The sequence below is a fragment of the bacterium genome (genome assembly GCA_020444065.1).
In the GTDB taxonomy this organism is placed as follows: Bacteria; Sumerlaeota; Sumerlaeia; order SLMS01; family JAHLLQ01; genus JAHLLQ01.
Genome location: JAHLLQ010000010.1, coordinates 1 through 18280, shown reverse-complemented (window position 1 = coordinate 18280; position 18280 = coordinate 1). Strand labels below are relative to the sequence as shown.

Below are 18280 nucleotides of genomic sequence, written 5' to 3'. Positions count from 1 at the left end.
CGGGTTCATTTGATCAAGTCGAACACGCCGCCGTCTTCGCCCGTCGGGCGAACGGCCAGCGTCTGGATGACCTCCGTCACCTCCATCAATCCCGATTGCGCCGCGTACACGCGCCCTTCGCGCCCCGCGATCACCGTCCACGGACGATTCACGCCCGACGTCGAACTGCGATGCGCCAACCCGAAAGCACGCGCCCCCCAACCGCTCGGATCCGACAGCACCGCAACGTGCAAATCCTCTGCCTTCGCCAGCGGCCCGTTCACCTCCGGCGGCGTCGGTGTCACCAGCACAACCTCCGCCCCACGCGTCTTAACCAGATCGCGATTCTGGCGAACCCACTGCACCGCCGGACGCACTGCCGGCGAATCCATCGGCGGTAGGAAAATCATCACCGTATCCTGACTCGTCGTCAGTTCCACCGTCGACACATCATTTCCAAGCTGATCCGTTAGTATAAGAAACGGAACCTCATCGCCCACCGCCACCGGCGTGCGTCGCAACTCCGTCCGCAAATTCCGCGCATCCACCCCCACCACAGGCGGCCCCGACCGCTCCGGAAGCGCATCCGGATCGCTCACCAGCGGACCACACCCCGCCAGCAGCCCAGCCACCAGAACACCGTAAACCCAACGAATCATCAGAGAACACCACCAGCACTCTTCTGCTCTTACTCGCCACTAGCCACTAATCACTCGCCAGTGCTTTCTTCCAAATCGGCACACTCTTCTTCAACTCATCGATCAGGAACCGTGCAGCCTCGAACGCTTCCGGACGATGGCCGGCGCTCACCGCCACAACAATCGACGACTCGCCCACCGGGACCTCTCCCACGCGATGAACCATCGCCACGCGACGCAGCTCCCACTTCTCGCGCGCGCGTTCCACCAAACGGCCCATTTCCTTCTCTGCCATGCGCGGATAGTGCTCATACTGCAGGCTTGGAATCTTCCGATCGCCTTCGGTCTCGCGCACGATGCCCGAAAACGTCACCAGCGCACCCGCCTCCCGGTCCGAGCCAGGCGGAGCCTCCGCCAGCGCCTGGTGCCCGATGGCTTCCACCACCGCATCCAGACTCAGCGTCCCCGTCGTAATCGCGACAAAGTCTTCCATACAGCCTCTAGTCGTGGTTTTCGTTCAGATCGTCCGCGATGCGACGCAGCTTCGGCCACACCTCCGGCAACTTGCGATTAATCGCTGCCATCTTCCGCCACACATTCGCGTCCATCGCTGGCGCACCCGCCAGAACCGACCGCGGTGGGATCTTGCCGTGAAGCCCCGCCATCGCCGCGATCTTCGAACCGTCGCCGATCTCCGTATTGTCAGCGATCCCCGCGTGTCCGCCAATGATCACGCCGCGACCGATCTTCGACGAACCGCCCACGCCAACCTGCGCCACGATCAGGCAATCCGACCCGACCTCCACATTGTGACCGATGTGAGCCATGTTGTCGATCTTCGTCCGGGCGCCGATCCGCGTTGTCGCAAAACTCGCCCGATCCACCGTCGAGTTCGCCCCGATCTCCACATCATCCTCGATAACCACGTTACCGACCTGCGGCACCTTCAGCAACCGGCCGCCGATCACCTCGTACTTGAAGCCATCAGCGCCGATCACTACGCCCGAATGCAAAATCACCCGATCGCCGACTTGCGTATCGATCGCCAGCGTCACCCGATCGTGCAGACGGCAATCCGCCCCGATCGACACATCGCGGCCGATCGAATTGAACGCCCCGATCCGCGTCCGAGCGCCGATCGTCACGTTCTCCTCCAGCACACAATACGGCCCGATGCTCACCTGGTCGCCCAGCGTCGTCGACTCCGGCACGATCGCCGTCGGATGAACGACGGCCTCCGGCGGCAGCGCCGGATAGAAATGCTCCAGCAGCACCAGCACCCCGGCCCATACCTCCGGCACCGTCACCGCCCGCTCATCATCTATCCGCAGGCTCGGCGGCACCAGAATCACCCCCGCCTCCGACTCCAGCGCCCGCGGCACCAGCTTCCTCCGGATCACAAACGAGGCCTCCGTCGGCCCCGCCAGATCCAACGTCGTAATTCCCGTAATCTCTCGATCCGGCCGGCCCTCCGGCATCGGAACATTCACCCGGCTACACAGCTCGGAGAGCAATATCGGCTTGTCGTTTTTGCGCATCGAATCCGTACCTGCGAAGAGTTCAAATCCAGCGCCCCCAAAGAACCGCCCCCCGCCGGTGACCGTCAACAGAAGCGTACAACCCCAGCTCCCCCGCGCTCGCCACCAGCCACTAGTCACTAATCACTAGCCACTAATAACTTTCCCTCCCCCCCCCCCCACAAAAACCCATGTCGATCCCATTGGTCTCCCCGCGGGCCCTCGCCATTCATGAAGGCTTGCGCGCCTTCCGGTCCGTGGTGGATGCTCACCCCATTCCAACAAACGGAGCCCGGCCTTGCCACCCCTTCCGCTGCTCTTCGCCGTCGTCGTTATCATCCTCGTCGGGGCCGCCTACGCCACCGTGCGTTACAACAACTCGCGCAGCGCCAAAAAACGTCGCCTCGCAAACGAAGTCACCGCCATGGTTGGCGAACTCGGCGACATCCTCCACGCCCCGAACATGATCGCCGTCGGCAATGTCGGCGCCGTCTACGAAACCGAACTCCGCGGCGATTGGAAAAAAGCTCTCGGCATCACCTGGCAGACCGACTCCGATATCACCGGCAAAGTCGCACTCAAGCTCGCGCAATTCCGCGACCCCAAAGACCGCGTCGAAGTCCTCACCGACCTGGCCAAAGCCATCGACCGCGAGCGCGCCGCCAATCCCGACTTTCCGCTTTGCCCGTTCCTTGCGCTCGGACTGCTCCCCGACCGATCGCACGACTGGGTCATTGAGATCATGCCCTTCCTACCCGGCACCGGCCTCGCCAACGTCATTAACAAAACCGGCCCCGGCGACAACTGCCTCACCGAACTCGTCCGAGTCCTCGGCACCGTCACCATGCTCGAACGCGAAGGCTTCTACACACGCAACCTCGATCTCGAGAACATCGTCATTCAACCCGCCGGCGACTGGATGCGCATCGACGTCGACAACGCCACCCGCCGCACCAAATTCCCACTCCACCGCATGATCCGCCTCACCCGCCTCACGCGCCAGGTCCTCGAAACCGCCCCGCCGGAAATGATAAATCCAGAAACCCGCGCCGAGGCCCTCCAACTCCTCACCGCCACCGAAACCGCCCCCCTCAAACAATGGGACAAACAAGGCGCCCCCCCTGATGCCGCCATTGGAGTTCTGTGTTCAACTTTGGAATTGATTGGACTGATTGAGAATCTGTCCGAATCGGCTGGAACATGCCGGTAACAGCTGGATTAATTCACTGCCACTGGAGATGCCGATAGATGTTGGAGCACATATCTGCCTGTCTGGTCATCTGCCTTATTGAAGGAGTCCCCCTACAAAGATGAGACTGGCGATGCATCAACGGACACGCGGATTACTTGGTATGTCTTTGGATTGTTGATCTCCGAGACAGCAGCTTCAGGCTCAAAAAGGGCTAAGTTGTCACCTTCTCCAACAGAACTGGCATACATCACGCCATCGAAATGGAACGTCTTGATCAACTCGCAGAGATACTGCGTAGGAATGTAGTCGATAGCAGCCACATTCGGGAGGACAGGCCGTGATAATTCCTCTCCGAGTTTCTCCAAAAAGCCGATATCCACTCTCAACTGCGCGACCTCCGATTCATCTGTCACCGAGAGTGGAGAAACCGTCTTCCGAGGATGACGAAGATCGACTATCTTGAGTCTCTTTCTCAGTGCCACATTGGCAACCGTTGCCAAGTCTCCCACATGGGGACGAATCTCAGAAAGCGCAGTCTCGGGTTCTGAAGCCAGATAAAGGTATGGAATTCCCGCCGGATTGGCACGGCCATGCGATGCTGTATCCTCTGGTGGTGCACCCATCTCTGACTCGGAGTAGGCAGCAGTACCAGCCTGCAGCCGCGCGCGAAACCATGTTCGTGACGGATGACTGTCTTGCAGAATTAGAAAGTCTAGTAAATTCCGGAGCCTATCGTGGTCCATACGAGAGGCTGGAAAGAAGCGATTTCTATGTTTGAGTTCGACCTTCAATTCTTCCCACGCCTCAATCTTATTCGATGAGAACGAATCCCGCGGTATGTACGTATCAACCCCAATCGCTTGATCATCCAGGACTTCGGTGAGCAATGCCGTCGCTCTATCGGGTGGGAGTTGGGGAAACAGAGCCCAGTCATCCATGAGCAGTTCGAGAATCGGTCTTCCGCCATTGTCTTTCCGGTAGGCCGAAAGAACCAACTCAAAGCAATTCCGCATCAGAATGGGATCAAAAACCCGGACATTCTCTCTATCGCAGTAGTCGCATTTGTCCATTTGCTCCGACCAGATGTACGACATCTCCTCCTCAATCCAAGTGTCCCCGATGCAATTTGGGCAGCACTTCATCGCGTGGTGCCCCCTCTAAAGAATCCGGCAAGTGTCTGGACATGGTGGTTCATTGAGAGCTTCTTGACATAACCAAGTCCGGGGAAGTGGCCCCTTGTGTGTAGGTCTCGAAATTCTCTCATGGCTTCTGTGTCGTAGATTTGGCAATTGGGTCTATCCAATTCAGACATCAACTCATGCAAGGCCTCGGCGAATTTCCCTGCCGGATCTGTCGGGTCATCCCGACGATGAGACATGAAGTGGGATACATACATCTGGTCTTCCTGAGTCCGGTCAATGTATGAAATGTGAATTGTCACCGCATAGGCTGGCCCGCCGCCATCCGAGTATTCATCTCCGACGATCAAGAAGTCCCCAAAGCCCGTGGCTCCTTGGTCGGGATATGTAAGATGCAGTTCTGAAAAGAAGTCTCTTGGAGGATAATCGCTATTTCGCTGGCGCCTCACGAAGCCATCATGCAGAAGAACTCTGATTTCCTTGTCTCGGAAATGTCTCCGATACAGCATTCCACAATGCTGATCCTCGAAGATCTGAATAGAGCCTGGTGCGATTCTGTTTATTAGTCCTGACAACTCCATGGGAGACCCAAAACCATAGTGAATAAACGCGATTGGCAAATCACGTGCAGATCGAACGAGTTCCTCTATGTGATCCAGTGCCGTGTCGCCAGTGAGCAGGAATCCACAAACCACGAGTCCACCGCTTCTGGTATCTATTGAACGCAGGAGGCGAAGAGTGGATTCCTGATCATCCATTCGCTCCCCATGCACTGGATTCAAGATAACGATCGCTTGTCCCCCAAAATCGGCAACGGCTCGCAGTGTCCGCTCTAGCGCCCTGGTGGATTCTCGTACGGGCTCGATAATGGGAACGAATCCACAGGTGGCCATAATCTCGGCGCATTCGCGGATTGAGCTCAGTTCGAACTGCTTCCCTCGGTAGTACGGGTAGTAGATACCCATTACAGTCTCCTCTTCAGATATTCCTTCAGCGGCAATTTCATTGCCTGGAGTAGCCGCGTCTTGTCCTGTCTACGCATTCTCACGGAAAGCGCGAAAGCATGTAAGGAACGAGGCAGGCGGGAGAGGACCTCTCTCAGAGACTCCGAACTTCGCGTCTTGCGCATAACGGAAACAACAGCCCGATGCAATTCGATAGGCTCTATGTCCGTAAAGGCCTCTGCAAGCGCCGATCGTATTCTCGTATTTGGCAAATCAGGCACCGGCCTCCCGCACATTCGAAGCACTTCCATTGCTTCTTGCGTTCGGATGGAATCGAAGATAGTCCTTGGATTGATGCTGGCTGCTCCGCAGATCGCAGCGCGCGCTCGTGAGAGGGTGCCTCTTTCAGTGAGTATTAGGAGTCCGACGCCACAGGGGAGCAATTCCAACACTTGATTTCTTCGTGAGGGGCCGGTGACAACGTAGGTGTTGGCGAAGACCTCCTGGTAATCTCTCAACTGTCCCGACAATCTGTCTAAGGAATCACGTTCAGATTTTATCTCGTAGACCGTCGATGTACCATTCAATATTACTAGGTCTGCCACGGAATTTCGGACTCGAAACTCGCTCAACAGAGTAGCCGTTTTCAAGGAGTGGCGACCCAGAAGCAGCTTCTGTGTGATAGCGGATTTGTAGGTGTATTCATTTCGATAGGCGGGCCTCTCAAGAACTCTATGAGCCGCCTCGAGGAAATCGGCCAGAGGCGCATCGGGTCCAAGCGCTGAGGAAAGGCCTGATTGCTGGACGAGCCGACAAAGGCCTTCATTTGGGCTGGGCTGCATCAATCTGCGCAAAACTCCCGCGCTGAATAGCGCGGAAATCGCTGCAAGCCGTGTCTTGTCAATGCCTTGTGACTGGTCAACCAGCATCGCACAAACATCCCAGTCATAATTGCGTCTCATGGTACATCCACAATTCAACAATCGCTTCTGCCGCCGAGGAGCTTCAAGCCCTAAAAGACGTTTGCGAGAGGGGCTTCGACAGGCTTCAGAATCTCTCAACGTAACAATGTCCCTACTCCTTGCCCAAGGAAAGTCCAGCCCCCCTACCTCGGCACGTGCAACGTCGCCAGCACAATCTCCGGCCGGCAGTTCCAGCGGAAGTACAAAGCGCTCGTTCCCACCCCGCGGCTGATGTAGACCGGGACGTGCGGGCCTTTGACCAGGCCCGAAATATATTTCTCCGTCCCATCCGACAAGATTCGCAGCGGGCGATTGAATGGACGGATCTGGCCGCCGTGCGTGTGACCCGAAAGCTGCAGAACCACTTCCATCCCGGCCGGAACCACTTCTGCCACTTGCGGATTGTGCGATAACAAGATCCGCGGACCGCGCGGCGCGCCCTCGAAGGCCGCCGACACATCCGCGATTCCTTCCCACATATCCCCTACCCCGCCGACAACAAGCGGCGTTTGCACGCGCGCATGATGATGCGGAAAACCGTTCCCATTCGAATTGCGATGCCGATTCGCCAGAATCGCCGCATGCTCGTTTTCCAACAACTGAATCCCGTTCTCTTCGCACAGCCCGCGCATGCGCTCCAGCGGCGTTTCGTAATCATGATTTCCGCGTGTTGCAATCAACCCATCCGCCGCGCGCAGTTCGCTCAAAATCCCAAGGCACTCGGACAACTTCGACGCATCGTGCGTCACAAAGTCCCCCGTCAGCACGCACAGATCCGCGTCGAGCGCATTCGACTTCTCGACAATGCGCTCCAGGAAACGGCGCCCGGACACCATGTTGAAATGCACGTCCGTCAGTTGGACAATGCGGTACCCATCCAGCTCCTCGGGCAGGCCTCTGACATCGATTTCAATGTGGGTGGTTTCAATCCAGCGCGGTTCCACCAGCGTCGCGTATGCCACGCCCGCGCCCAACCCCTTGAGCGCACGACCCGCATGTCGGCGCAGGTGCGGCTTGCCCGCCACGTGCACCTTCACACGCGAAGCAATCCGATATGCGGCTGCGCGCCAACCTTGTCGCCAACTGGAAGAAATCGGCCGGGATGATTCGTTCATTCCAACGTCTCCGGGGAGAGACACTTGCAAGAATCATTCGAATTCCTGGCCGTCGTAGCTCCCCGTCGAGATCGCGTACAACAATTCGTGCAGTTCCTTCAGAACCGAAGGCTTCATGACCGAAAGCAAAATCCCCGCGTACAGCTTCCCCTCCACTGCACCCGGTTCGCCGCGGAAATTCACCCACACAACCTGCCCGGGCAATTCCAGCGGCACGGCTCCGTGCGGAATGCGAATGTTGACGCCAAGGTACGTGCCCGACTCGATCGAGTTCGCCCACCGCTCATAGCGGTGCCGTTCGAAATCGTTGAAGCACACTTTCGCGCCGTGTGCCGTCACGTTTTCCGTCTTTCCCGACAGCGGTTCGGGAATCCGGGCCCACGCGGGCGAGTTCAAATCAAGCCGGCACGGCGAAACGAACCCCAATCGTTCAGCTCTGCGCCGATTACCATTCCCGGTATCCGTCTCGTTCATCCAAATCCATCCTCAATACGGGAATCCAGGCTCTCCATCCCATGGAGATGCCATTGCGCCTTCTAGTCTATCTTCTCGCTGGACGGATCGTCAAGGTTCCCGCGTGCGCTGCCCGACATTTCACGGGGGTCCAGCTCCATCTGCGCCGACGCCGGAACTTCCGGCGGCAGTGACGGACGCGGCGACGGTGGACTCGGCGACGAAGCCCCCGAGAACAGGAACGTCTCGAACATCCGGTTGTACGGCGTCCACGGCTCGCCCGATTCCTGCGCCCCGCGCACCGCATCGTTGAAGCTCGTCAGGAACGCATCGTTGTAATCCGCGTAGTGCAGGATAAACGCTTCCTTCGTCTTTGGAATCACCGGCGAACCGAACTCCATCTTCCCATGATGGCTCAGGATCAGGTGCAGAATATGCCGGCGATAGTGATCCGAGAAGCCCTCCGGCGTCTTCTTCAGATCGCGGATATACCCGTCCACCATGATCGCGCCGATCGGAATGTGCCCAACCAGGCGGCCGTCATCCGTGTACGTAATGCTGCGACGCCAATCGTACTCGCGAATCTTGCCCACGTCGTGCAGCAACCCCGCCGCCACCAGCAAATCCCGATCGTAATCGCCGTACCGCTCCGCCAGTTCCAGCGCATTGCGCACGACGTTCAGCGTATGCTCCAGCAACCCGTGGATATACGCCTGGTGGATGCGTGCCGCCGCCGGAGCCGTACAATACAGCTCGCGCAGCGTCGCGCTGCCGAACATCACATCCAGCAAGCGACGGCAATCCGGCTGCACCACACTCTCGATCAGTGCATCCAACTCGCGTTCCATCTCGGCCCGCGGACGTGGACTCACGGCCAGGAAATCCGCCACCTCTACCTGGTTGTCATCCACCTTCTGCAGCCGCTGGACCGTCACCTGAACGGCCCCATTATACTCCGAGGCATGACCTTGCACGACGACGAAATCGTCCGACTTCACCTTCCCGGCCACCAGGTCCGCGTGATTATCCCACATCACCCCATTCAGCGTTCCCGTCGAATCCCGCATCGTCAGCGAAAAGAACGGATCCCCATTCTTCTTCGCCCGCTGATCCGCCGAGGACAGCAAGTAGACCGATTCCACCCGATCGCCCGGGGTCACTTCCGAGCATTTCATCCGCGGCAACGTCGATCCGCCGGATTGTGCAGTGCCATTATTCGCCATGATTCGCCTTCCAGTTTTCAAACTTCCGTCCAGCCCGCCAATCAACTCCACCCCGAACCGGCCGTCAATCAAGAGGTTCCCCCCCTCCTCCTGGGACCGCCGGCTTCCAGCCGGCATTTGCGCCCGCCCCCTCACGAAAACCGAACCGTCCCGCTTGCCCCGGTGGCACAGGCCATGCTCGCCTGAAGGGTTTCTCCCGGGATTGTCTAGAATTCGGGGAGATCAGGTGCATCTACGGTTCACATTCTCTGGAACCTGTATCGAAAAATACCCCTTTCGCCATTGAGGACCCCCATGAGTCGAATCACGTCTTCGGCCCGTCGAGTGCTGAATAATCCAGCGCTGGCGCTGGCGGCCACAATATTTCTTGTTGCCCATATTGCAGCACAGCCCGGCCGCGGACCCGCTCCGGTCACCACAACTCGCGTTGAATCCGGCGCATTTGCCCAGCCCATTCGCTTGACGGGCAACGTCGAGCCCATACGCGCCGCCACCATCGGCAGCGAAATCGGCGGCATCCTGGACGAGTTGCTCGTCGACGAAGGCGATCGGGTCACCGAGGGCCAGTCCCTCGCCCGCCATCGCCTCGCGCCCCTCGAGTTTGCCGTCCAGGAAGCCGAAGCGGACGCCCAGGCCGATGCCCAGGCCCTCGCAGAGCTCGAAGCCGGCACCCGCGCCGAGGATCTTGCCATCGCCCGCGCCCAGTACGAAGAGGCCAAGGTCCGCGCCGAAATGGCCGAGCGTGATTACACCCGATCCAAGCAACTCTTCGCCGACGGCACGATCAGCGAGGGCGAATACGACGTTGCCCGCGAAAATTGGGAATCCCGCCGCGCACAGAGGGATCTTGAGAAGGCTTCCCTGGATCGCGCCGAAGCCGGCCCCCGCAGCCAGGAGCTTGCAAAGGCCCGCGCCGAAGCCGCCTCTACCAAAGCCGCCGCGGACCTCGCGCGCGATCGACTCGACCGCGCCACAATCCGCGCGCCCTTCGCCGGCGTGATTACGAAGAAATACACCGACGTCGGCGCGTGGCTCTCCTCCGGTGAGGCTCTCTTCGATCTCGAAGCCGACGACACAGTCCGCGTCGTCGTCGACGTCCCCGAGACCCACTTCCACAACGTCACCATGGGGATGCCCGTCGAGATCGTCTTCGACGCATACCCGAGCGAAACCTTCGAAGGCAAAGTGACCGCCCGCGTTCCGAAGGCCAGCCCGCGCAGCCGCGCCTTCCCCGTGAAGATCGACGTTTCCAACCCGCAGCACCGCCTCGCCGCCGGCATGCTGGCACGTCTGGAATTCCAGCCCCCTGCTCCCGGTGAGCAGAGCGTCATTGTGCACAAAGACGCCATCGTGCCGATGGCCCCGAACCCGATCGTCTACAAGGTCGGCTACAATGAGCAGGGCGATCCGATTGCGGAGGCGGTGAGTGTGACCACGGGCCGTTACTTCGGCGAGGCCGTGGAAGTCTTCGGCGATCTCAAGGATGGCGACCAGGTCGTGATTCGCGGCAACGAGAGGTTGCAGCCCGGCCAACTCCTGCTTCTGAACACCTTCGTCTCCGAGTCCCGGGCACTCGATACGCTGCAAAACGAAGCCCGCAAGGCAACCCGTGAGTAAGTTCCCCGACCGTCTGGAGAACGGCCACCGATGATTCGCTATTTCATTCACAACGGAATCGCCGTGGCGGTTCTTTGTATCACCATGGTGCTGTTCGGGTTCCTGTCGCTGTTCACGATGCCCGTGCAGTTGATCCCGGATGTGACGACCCCGGCCATTACGGTTCGCACGGTCTATCCCGGTGCCACACCCCAGGATGTGGAACAGGAAATTCTGATCGAGCAGGAAGAGTTCCTGCGCGGCCTTCCGAACCTGAAGAAGATGACCAGCTCCGCTTCCTTCAGCGTGGCGGAAATCACCCTCGAGTTCTCCGTCGGTTCCAGCAAAGAAGAAAACCTGATCCTGGTGAATAATGCGTTGGCCCAGGTTTCGTCCTATCCGGAAAACGTGGATGAGCCGGCGTTGAGCACCTCGAGTGCAAGCGATCAGCCGGTGGCCTGGTTCAGCATTCGTGCCCTGCCCGGCAGCGATGTGGAACCCGCCGAGCTCTGGGATTATGCTGACGACAATGTGAAGACACGCTTCGAGCGCATCCCCGGCGTGGCGTCCGTCATGGGCGTGTTCGGCGGCGACGCGAAGCAGATGCAAGTCTACATCGATCCGATCAAGCTCGCCGACCGCGGCATCTCCATCGCCGCCGTCCGTAACGCCATCCGCGATCGCAATCGCGACGTCTCCGGCGGATCGCTGGAGGAAGGCAAGCGCCGTTACAACGTTCGGACCCTGGGCCGATACGACGATGCAGCCGAAGTAGAAAACACAATCGTCTCAATTCAAGACGGCACGCCCGTCTACCTGCGGGACATCGGCTACGCTCGCGTTGGACAAGGCGAGCGGAGTTCGTTGATCCGGCACAATGGAGAGAAGGCACTTGCCTTCGGTGTACGGCGCGAGGCGGGCAGCAATCTCCTCGATCTGATGGAAGTCGTGAAGGCAACCGTCGACGACTTGAACGAGAACGCGCTGCAAGAGAAGGGCCTCTACATCACGCAGGTAACGGACGACACAGAGTACGTCGTCGACGCGCTCGCGATGGTGCGCACCAACTTAATCATCGGCGGCATTCTCGCCTTCTTCACGCTGCTTATCTTCCTCCGTCACATTCGCTCCACGCTAGTGCTCGGCCTCGCGATTCCAATCACGCTGATGGGCTCCTTCTTCCTTCTCAGCATGGCCGGGCGTACGATCAACGTCATCTCCCTCGCCGGGCTCGCATTCTCGATCGGAGCCATTCTCGACGCATCGATTGTTGTGTTGGAGAACATCTATCGTCATCGAACGATGCCGAAGGAATCCTTCGCTGCCGCCTACGACGGAACGCGCGAAGTCTGGACCGCCATTTTCTCCTCCGTGCTCACAAACGTCGTGGTGTTCGCGCCCATCCTCACGCTGCAAGACGAGGCCGGACAGATCTTCCGCGACCTCGCCTTCGCGATTATCTTCGCAAACGCGCTCGCACTGATTATTTCCATCCTCGTGATTCCATGCCTGTCCGCGCACCTGCTGCGCCATATTCCGGAACATCCGGACCATGGACTGAAGGGCGCTGCATTCAACCTCTTCGGCCTGCTGCCCGCGGCCATTTGGGTCTACAATGAAATCGAGAAGATCCTACATTGGCTCATGAACGGCTTCGTGCGCCGGCTGGCTGCCGTTGGAATCGTCATCGGCCTCGCCGCATTGCTGATCTTTGTATTGCTGCCAAAGACCGAGTACCTTCCCGAAGGAAATCAGAACTCGATCTTCGGCATGATCATTCCGCCCCAGGGCTACAACCTGGATGTCATGGAGAGCATCGGCGACAAACTCCACGAGAGGTTCCAGCCCTACGTGGATGCCAGCGTGGAGGACTACGAGGCGGGACGCATCGATGCGCCGCCGATCAAAGACTTCTTTTTTGTCGCTTTTGGCAGCAACATGTTCGTCTTCACCCGCGCGAAGGATGCGAACCTGGCAGGTGAGGTGCCCGCCTTGATCACGCGCCAGGTGGGACAGGTGCCCGGCGTCATTCCATTTGCTACGCAGCGCTCATTGTTTGCGAACGATATTGCCGGCTCTCGCGGGATCGATGTCGACATTCTGGGGACGGATGTTCCAACGCTGACCTTCATCGCTCTGCAGGCCTACTTGAAGACCAGCGAGGTCCTGCCCGGAGCCCAGCCACGCCCGGATCCCGGCATCGAAGTCGGCCAGCCTCAGCTCGTGATTCGACCAAAATGGGAGCGGGCTGCCGAACTCGACGTCTCCGCGACCGCAATCGGCTACGGCGCATGGGTTCTCGGCGATGGAGCCTACGCGGACGATTACTTCGCCCGGGGCGACAAGATGGACCTGTATATCTACTCGACCCTCGGCGCTCTCGAAACACTCGCGAACTTTGACTCACTTCGCGTCGTGACCGGTACCGGTGACGCCGTTCCCATCTCGACGATTGCAAGTGTGGACTTCACATTCGTGCCTGAACAGATCCGCCGCGTCGACCAGCGCCGCGCCGTCACCGTGCAGATTGTTCCCCCGACGGACATCTCCCTCGAGGAAGCGATCGACAAGATCGAGAATGAACTGATTGGTGGCCTTAAGGAGGAAGGCGCCGTTCCCCCCGGCTACGAAGTCCGTATCGGTGGGTCGACGGATAAGCTGACCAAGATTCGCGAGAAACTCTCGCAGGATTTCCTGCTCGCCATCGTTCTGGTCTATCTCACACTCACCCTGATCTTCAAACACTGGGGCTATCCCCTCGTCATCATCTTCGCCGTGCCCATCGGTCTGACCGGCGGAGTAATCGGACTAAAACTGCTGAATCTGTACCTCGGCGTGGTCTCCCCGGGCTCGATTCAATCGTTGGATGTTCTGACGATGCTGGGCTTTGTCATCTTGCTCGGTAGTATCGTCAACAACCCAATTCTCATCGTCGAGCAATCGCTCAACTTCATGCGCGAAGGACGCGAACGCCACGAAGCCATCGTACACGCCACAATGACCCGCATTCGCCCCGTGCTGATGACAACGTTCACCACGACGTTCGCGCTCCTGCCGCTGATTCTGACACCCGGCGCCGGCAGCGAACTCTACCGCGGCCTGGGCATGGTCATGTTCGGTGGCTTGATGCTCGCAGCATTCGTCATGTTGCTCTTCATCCCCGCGCTGCTCTCAATCGTCTTCGACGTCACCGAGTGGATGTATGGGAACTTCGGCCAATATCTGCCCCACTCAAAGGGCTTCACACACTACCAGGCCGAAGGCGACGAAGAAACCGACGACGACAAAGCCGAATCGCGCGACTGGTAACGGCTCTCCTTGCTGGCGTCTTGAGGGCGTCCAATGGAAATCGATTTCTGGAAAATGCTGTTGGACTTCCTGATGCTCATCGGGGCGGCGACGTTCCTGGGCGTCCTCTTCGAGCGCATTCGCCTGAGCGCGCTGCTTGGCTACCTGGCGGCGGGCATCCTGCTTGGCCCCGGCGCGTTCAAACTCATTGAAGGCTCGCACGGCGTCACGTCCATGGCCGAGCTCGGCGTTGCGCTGCTGCTCTTCTCCATCGGCCTTGAATTCTCCTGGCGCCGTTTACGCGCCCACGGTCGCCTCGCGCTCCTTGGTGGTTCACTCCAGATCGGATTGACGATTCTCATCGCCACCATCCTGTGCCTCGGCATGGGCGTCGGGCTTGCCGCCGCCGTTGCGATCGGAGCCATGGCATCCCCCAGCAGCACCGCAGGCGTCCTTCGCATGCTTGGCGATCGCGCCGAACTCGAAGCCGTTCACGGCCGCGCATCCCTCGGCATTCTTCTCTTCCAGGACCTCGCGCTCGTCCCCCTCGTTCTGCTTGTTTCCGCACTTGGAGGATCGGGCACGTTGCTCGATACGCTCTGGACCGCAGGAAAGGCACTCGGTTTGGCCGCCGGACTGATCGGACTCTTCCACCTGCTCGGCCAACGCGTTCTGCCCGGCGCATTGCGCGCCGCCGTCATGACTCGCAATCGCGAACTCCCCATCCTTTTCGCGACGCTCATGTGCTTTGGCGCCGCATGGGTCTTTCACGCCGCAAAGCTCTCCCCCGCCCTCGGCGCATTCATCGCCGGAATGGTGCTCGCCGAATCGCCCTTCGCAATGCAACTCCGCACCGATGTGAAGCCCCTCAAGACGATCTTCGTCACCGTCTTCTTCGCTTCTATCGGAATGCTTGCGGACCTGCGCTGGATCGCCGACCACTTGCCTCTCGTGATCGCCACAGTCGCCGGCGTCCTCGTCATCAAGGCCGTCATCGTGACCGGCGTTGTTCGATTCATCGGCCTGACGCCGCACTATGCCATCGCAACCGGCCTCTGCCTCGCACAGGTCGGCGAGTTCTCATTCGTCCTCGCCGGGATCGGACACTCGATGAACGTCATCTCGCCCGAGATGTTCAAACTCGTCGCCGCCGTCACCGTTGCGACCTTGATGCTGACCCCATTCCTCGTCGCCTTTGCGTTGCCTGTCGCCGCGAAGCTCACACGCAAAGGCGCAAGCGCCCCCGAGGAAGAAGGCACCGCGCCGGCGGAAGGCCACATGCTGCTGCAGAATCACGCCATCATCGTCGGGCTCGGCCCCGCAGGCCGCCAGGCGCTCGCTGCGCTCCGAGGAACCGGCGCACCCGTCCTCGTTCTCGAGCTCAACCCGGAAACGATCGAGAATGTCCGCAAAGAAGGCCTCGCCGCAGAAGTCGGCGACGCAACCGACGCGGAAGTCCTCGAACACGTCCACATCGAAAAGGCGCGCGTTCTTGTTGTCACCCTTCCCGATCATCGTACCACGCTTCAGATCATCCAGGAAGCTCGCAAGATCGCTCCCTCCATTCGCATCATCACGCGAGCGCGCCTCAGCGCCTACGCCGAGGCACTCAAACAAGCCGGCGCCGACGTCGTGCTCGATGAAGAAGTCGAAGTTGGACAACGTTTAGGAAAACGACTGGTCGAGATTTATTCCTGACCGCGCCGCGGCTCAGTAACCCACCCCGCCGCCGATATTCGCGGAACTAGGGACAGTCGCCTTTTGTCTGCTCGCTGAACGGTTTCTTCTGTACACAGGAAGTCTCAAACTCGATCGATCGGGCAAGAGAGGAAGTACGGCTCGGAAGAGAGTATCGGATTGTGGGGTCGCGCCCTCATTTCTTGATGAAGTCTCCCATACAGAACCGGTCAGTCCTCTGATACGAAATCTCGGAATCCGGAAACTCTGAAATGAAGATGACAAACAGGCAGTCGCAATCCTCCTGCGAAACTCCCCCATTTCTTTCTTTCCAATAGATCGGCGGTTCATCAATGAGCAACGGGATTTCGATGCCGTCCCCCAACCTTACCTCCATGGGTTGAGAGAGCCAGAACTCCCTTGCGAGAGCGGTTCCCAGATAGATTCGGCCACCGTGTAGGAATGCCACGTGCCGATTAAAGCTCTCGTCAGACATGAACGTACTGTGCGTGGTCTTGAATTGAGCGACAGGACCATATTTCCCTGAAGCCATTAGCCTCACACCCAGCTTGGGTGCACATCCAACGAGCAAAGGTAATCCGATCAACAGACAGAGACCCGCAATACGACTGATTCCTTTCACCACCCTTGCTCCCTTGATCCTATCTCGCAAATCCTCAGTATCGTGTTCGCCGTCTTGCCGGGAACAGCCTCTGCACCGTTCAGACTGACCCGCCCGCCTGGACTGTGCGGTGGAAAACCGGTGAAAAACCGGGGACGGCCACCTGTTTTTTCTATTCCCTCTCGACTGAATTCTTTCTTGGCCGGCCCGGTTTCTTGGGGGCCAGCGATCGGCCCAGCAGGCGCTCCAGCCGCCGGACGAAGCCCTCGTCGCCCAGCGGACGGCCCGTGCGTGAGGCCCACACGTCGAGGCCTTCACGCTCGGCGCGCTCGCCGAGAATGCGCTGGTATTCGGTTCGATCCGCCTGGCGAAAGAACACCGGATCGCGCCGCTTGCCTCGATGCGTCAGGTGGTACGGAAATCCGACGGCAATTGCGCGTGCCATTCGAGCCATAGTGAATTCAGGAAGCGCCCGATTGTAGCAAGGAGCAAGGCGAAAGGGAATTGCGGGGAGAAAACCAGGTGGCTGTCCCTCAATTTCCCGTCCCTCAATTTCCCTATGGCACCCCTGCTGGCGACCGCGCGGAAGAGCAAAGAGCGAAAGCGACTCTATGGAGAACTCCTGCGATGTATCGCACAGTGTCCAATTCCTTCGCGCCCAGGCCGCCGCGAACCGCGTGCTGTCAAACATAGAAATATGGGATACGACTGCCTTACCAAGTCCCGACACGTCTTCCGCGAGAGAACCGAACGCGAGAAGACGCTCGGATATCGCCACAGAAGGAGAGCGGCACTAACTTAGTGCCATTCTGGTTCGTAGGACGCTAACAGCGCTGCTATCACAAAGAGTCCTCAGGATTTCCGCACGTGTGCCAATCAGTAGTCGCCGATGTTCGATCGTCAGTTGCAGTCGAGCCAAGTCCCGCCCGGAAGGTCAACTCGTCGATACATGAAGTCGTATCCATCGAACCTGATCTCTTGATACATATCTGCCCCGTTTTGTGTATTGTCACCACCCGCCCGCCGTCTCACCTGGCGCAATGGATGGTCTGCCGGAATCCGCTCCTCGATATCGAACCTGAAGAACATCGAATCCAGAGGGTCGGTGTGGCCGCGCATATCAATTGCTCCACTTTCGGAACATGGTCACAATCATAAGCAGATTCGGGCCCCTCCCGGCGGCCTTTGTGGGAGGCAGAAGAGGAAGCCGCTCTAATCGACAATTGTCGCATCGGTCTGGCGAATCTTGTTGGGCTGAAAGACGAAGCAGAGGCCGTCTGAAGACACCACAAGAAACAACGCACCATCAAAAGCGAAGTCGTGATCTCCCCCCTCTGCCATTGGAAACATCGAACCTCTCTCGAAGTGCTTCGATGTGACTTCGCCATCGCATTCCAAACGAATCGTAAAGTCATGCATTAACCATGATTCTCGATCCTTGGCGGTTCTGCTTGTCCAGTGAGGGATAGCGATTTCGGCGGTCGAGTAGTGGGGTATCGAAGCCGTCCATCTTGGTTCCCTGCTTGAATCCGGAATCCACTTCAATAACACCGTGGAACCCAGCTGGTTTTGGACTCTCAGGCTGTGCACCGGGGAACTGCAGGAAGTGTAGATCAAGCCTGTGCCCACCAAAAGCATAAGGATAGTCAAAATCCGAAGTCGAGTATTCATCGCCCCCAACACCTCCTAAGGTATTCTCGATGTCCGGCCGCATCCGCGTCGCGTTCCATTGGATTATTTCCGCTGATTATCCCACCCATGCGCTCGATCACATTCCCATCACTGCCCACCATCCCTCGAATGATGTACACAGGAAGAAAGGCTGGACCTAGTCGTTCATAGTCGTCAGTGGAAAACGGAGGACAGCCACCTGTTTTTTCGTAACCGTCCCACGAGGCACACGTCTTGAAGTGACTGCATCGGTGGAGTGCGGAG

At 58.8% G+C, this 18280-nt stretch carries 16 protein-coding genes; 4 read left to right on the top strand and 12 right to left on the bottom strand.

Annotated features, from left to right (window positions below):
• Positions 1 to 5 precede the first annotated feature (5 nt).
• The 3 genes from KQI84_18200 to lpxD are packed head-to-tail and all read right to left on the bottom strand — an operon-like array spanning position 6 to position 2095.
• Positions 6 to 638, bottom strand: a complete 633-nt coding sequence (locus tag KQI84_18200) for a redoxin domain-containing protein (GenBank protein ID MCB2156814.1) — start codon at positions 636 to 638, stop codon at positions 6 to 8.
• Positions 639 to 684: 46 nt separating this feature from the next.
• Complete coding sequence (locus tag KQI84_18195; GenBank protein MCB2156813.1) at positions 685 to 1110, bottom strand: molybdenum cofactor biosynthesis protein MoaE; 426 nt, start codon at positions 1108 to 1110, stop codon at positions 685 to 687.
• Positions 1111 to 1117: 7 nt separating this feature from the next.
• Positions 1118 to 2095 (bottom strand): UDP-3-O-(3-hydroxymyristoyl)glucosamine N-acyltransferase, encoded by a 978-nt coding sequence (gene lpxD, locus KQI84_18190; GenBank protein ID MCB2156812.1) that lies wholly within the window; start codon positions 2093 to 2095, stop codon positions 1118 to 1120.
• Positions 2096 to 2558: 463 nt separating this feature from the next.
• Between lpxD and KQI84_18185 the strand changes: the two genes are divergently transcribed.
• Entirely contained in the window at positions 2559 to 3344 is a 786-nt protein-coding gene (locus tag KQI84_18185; GenBank protein MCB2156811.1) for a hypothetical protein, read from the top strand.
• A 92-nt stretch (positions 3345 to 3436) separates the two neighbouring features.
• On the opposite strand, the gene KQI84_18180 is transcribed toward KQI84_18185, so the two are convergent.
• The 6 genes from KQI84_18180 to KQI84_18155 form a co-directional block, all read right to left on the bottom strand.
• Entirely contained in the window at positions 3437 to 4420 is a 984-nt protein-coding gene (locus KQI84_18180) for an RES domain-containing protein (protein ID MCB2156810.1), read from the bottom strand.
• 44 nt (positions 4421 to 4464) lie between these two features.
• On the bottom strand, positions 4465 to 5424 hold the full coding sequence (locus tag KQI84_18175; protein MCB2156809.1) for a sce7725 family protein: 960 nt from the start codon (positions 5422 to 5424) through the stop codon (positions 4465 to 4467).
• Between the two features lie 5 nt (positions 5425 to 5429).
• Entirely contained in the window at positions 5430 to 6338 is a 909-nt protein-coding gene (locus KQI84_18170; protein MCB2156808.1) for a sce7726 family protein, read from the bottom strand.
• A gap of 176 nt (positions 6339 to 6514) precedes the next feature.
• Positions 6515 to 7486, bottom strand: coding sequence for a metallophosphoesterase (locus KQI84_18165; protein MCB2156807.1), 972 nt, complete (start codon positions 7484 to 7486; stop codon positions 6515 to 6517).
• A 33-nt stretch (positions 7487 to 7519) separates the two neighbouring features.
• Entirely contained in the window at positions 7520 to 7960 is a 441-nt protein-coding gene (locus KQI84_18160) for a PilZ domain-containing protein (protein ID MCB2156806.1), read from the bottom strand.
• 62 nt (positions 7961 to 8022) lie between these two features.
• Positions 8023 to 9162, bottom strand: a complete 1140-nt coding sequence (locus tag KQI84_18155; GenBank protein ID MCB2156805.1) for an HD domain-containing protein — start codon at positions 9160 to 9162, stop codon at positions 8023 to 8025.
• A 294-nt stretch (positions 9163 to 9456) separates the two neighbouring features.
• On the opposite strand from KQI84_18155, the gene KQI84_18150 reads away from it, so the two are divergent.
• The 3 genes from KQI84_18150 to KQI84_18140 are packed head-to-tail and all read left to right on the top strand — an operon-like array spanning position 9457 to position 15744.
• Positions 9457 to 10779, top strand: a complete 1323-nt coding sequence (locus KQI84_18150) for an efflux RND transporter periplasmic adaptor subunit (GenBank protein MCB2156804.1) — start codon at positions 9457 to 9459, stop codon at positions 10777 to 10779.
• 30 nt (positions 10780 to 10809) lie between these two features.
• Positions 10810 to 14067 (top strand): efflux RND transporter permease subunit, encoded by a 3258-nt coding sequence (locus KQI84_18145; protein ID MCB2156803.1) that lies wholly within the window; start codon positions 10810 to 10812, stop codon positions 14065 to 14067.
• A 33-nt stretch (positions 14068 to 14100) separates the two neighbouring features.
• A complete protein-coding gene (locus KQI84_18140) occupies positions 14101 to 15744 on the top strand; it encodes a cation:proton antiporter (GenBank protein ID MCB2156802.1) in 1644 nt (547 codons plus the stop codon).
• 773 nt (positions 15745 to 16517) lie between these two features.
• Here the strand turns inward: KQI84_18140 and KQI84_18135 are convergent.
• From KQI84_18135 to KQI84_18125, 3 genes are all read right to left on the bottom strand, one after another.
• On the bottom strand, positions 16518 to 16790 hold the full coding sequence (locus KQI84_18135; protein MCB2156801.1) for a hypothetical protein: 273 nt from the start codon (positions 16788 to 16790) through the stop codon (positions 16518 to 16520).
• 767 nt (positions 16791 to 17557) lie between these two features.
• Positions 17558 to 17764 (bottom strand): hypothetical protein, encoded by a 207-nt coding sequence (locus tag KQI84_18130; GenBank protein ID MCB2156800.1) that lies wholly within the window; start codon positions 17762 to 17764, stop codon positions 17558 to 17560.
• Positions 17757 to 18059 (bottom strand): hypothetical protein, encoded by a 303-nt coding sequence (locus KQI84_18125; protein ID MCB2156799.1) that lies wholly within the window; start codon positions 18057 to 18059, stop codon positions 17757 to 17759. The genes KQI84_18130 and KQI84_18125 overlap by 8 nt, the downstream gene beginning before the upstream one ends.
• Positions 18060 to 18280 lie beyond the last annotated feature (221 nt).

What these genes read in the sequence shown, in the direction of transcription:
- KQI84_18200 (MCB2156814.1), bottom strand. Translation starts at nt 638, where the DNA reads ATGATTCGTTGGGTTTACGGTGTTCTGGTGGCTGGGCTGCTGGCGGGG.
- KQI84_18195 (MCB2156813.1), bottom strand. Translation starts at nt 1,110, where the DNA reads ATGGAAGACTTTGTCGCGATTACGACGGGGACGCTGAGTCTGGATGCG.
- lpxD (MCB2156812.1), bottom strand. Translation starts at nt 2,095, where the DNA reads ATGCCGGAGGGCCGGCCGGATCGAGAGATTACGGGAATTACGACGTTG.
- KQI84_18185 (MCB2156811.1), top strand. Translation starts at nt 2,559, where the DNA reads ATGGTTGGCGAACTCGGCGACATCCTCCACGCCCCGAACATGATCGCC.
- KQI84_18180 (MCB2156810.1), bottom strand. Translation starts at nt 4,420, where the DNA reads ATGTCGTACATCTGGTCGGAGCAAATGGACAAATGCGACTACTGCGAT.
- KQI84_18170 (MCB2156808.1), bottom strand. Translation starts at nt 6,338, where the DNA reads ATGCTGGTTGACCAGTCACAAGGCATTGACAAGACACGGCTTGCAGCG.
- KQI84_18165 (MCB2156807.1), bottom strand. Translation starts at nt 7,486, where the DNA reads ATGAACGAATCATCCCGGCCGATTTCTTCCAGTTGGCGACAAGGTTGG.
- KQI84_18160 (MCB2156806.1), bottom strand. Translation starts at nt 7,960, where the DNA reads ATGAACGAGACGGATACCGGGAATGGTAATCGGCGCAGAGCTGAACGA.
- KQI84_18155 (MCB2156805.1), bottom strand. Translation starts at nt 9,162, where the DNA reads ATGGCGAATAATGGCACTGCACAATCCGGCGGATCGACGTTGCCGCGG.
- KQI84_18150 (MCB2156804.1), top strand. Translation starts at nt 9,457, where the DNA reads ATGAGTCGAATCACGTCTTCGGCCCGTCGAGTGCTGAATAATCCAGCG.
- KQI84_18145 (MCB2156803.1), top strand. Translation starts at nt 10,810, where the DNA reads ATGATTCGCTATTTCATTCACAACGGAATCGCCGTGGCGGTTCTTTGT.
- KQI84_18140 (MCB2156802.1), top strand. Translation starts at nt 14,101, where the DNA reads ATGGAAATCGATTTCTGGAAAATGCTGTTGGACTTCCTGATGCTCATC.
- KQI84_18135 (MCB2156801.1), bottom strand. Translation starts at nt 16,790, where the DNA reads ATGGCACGCGCAATTGCCGTCGGATTTCCGTACCACCTGACGCATCGA.
- KQI84_18130 (MCB2156800.1), bottom strand. Translation starts at nt 17,764, where the DNA reads ATGCATGACTTTACGATTCGTTTGGAATGCGATGGCGAAGTCACATCG.
- KQI84_18125 (MCB2156799.1), bottom strand. Translation starts at nt 18,059, where the DNA reads ATGCGGCCGGACATCGAGAATACCTTAGGAGGTGTTGGGGGCGATGAA.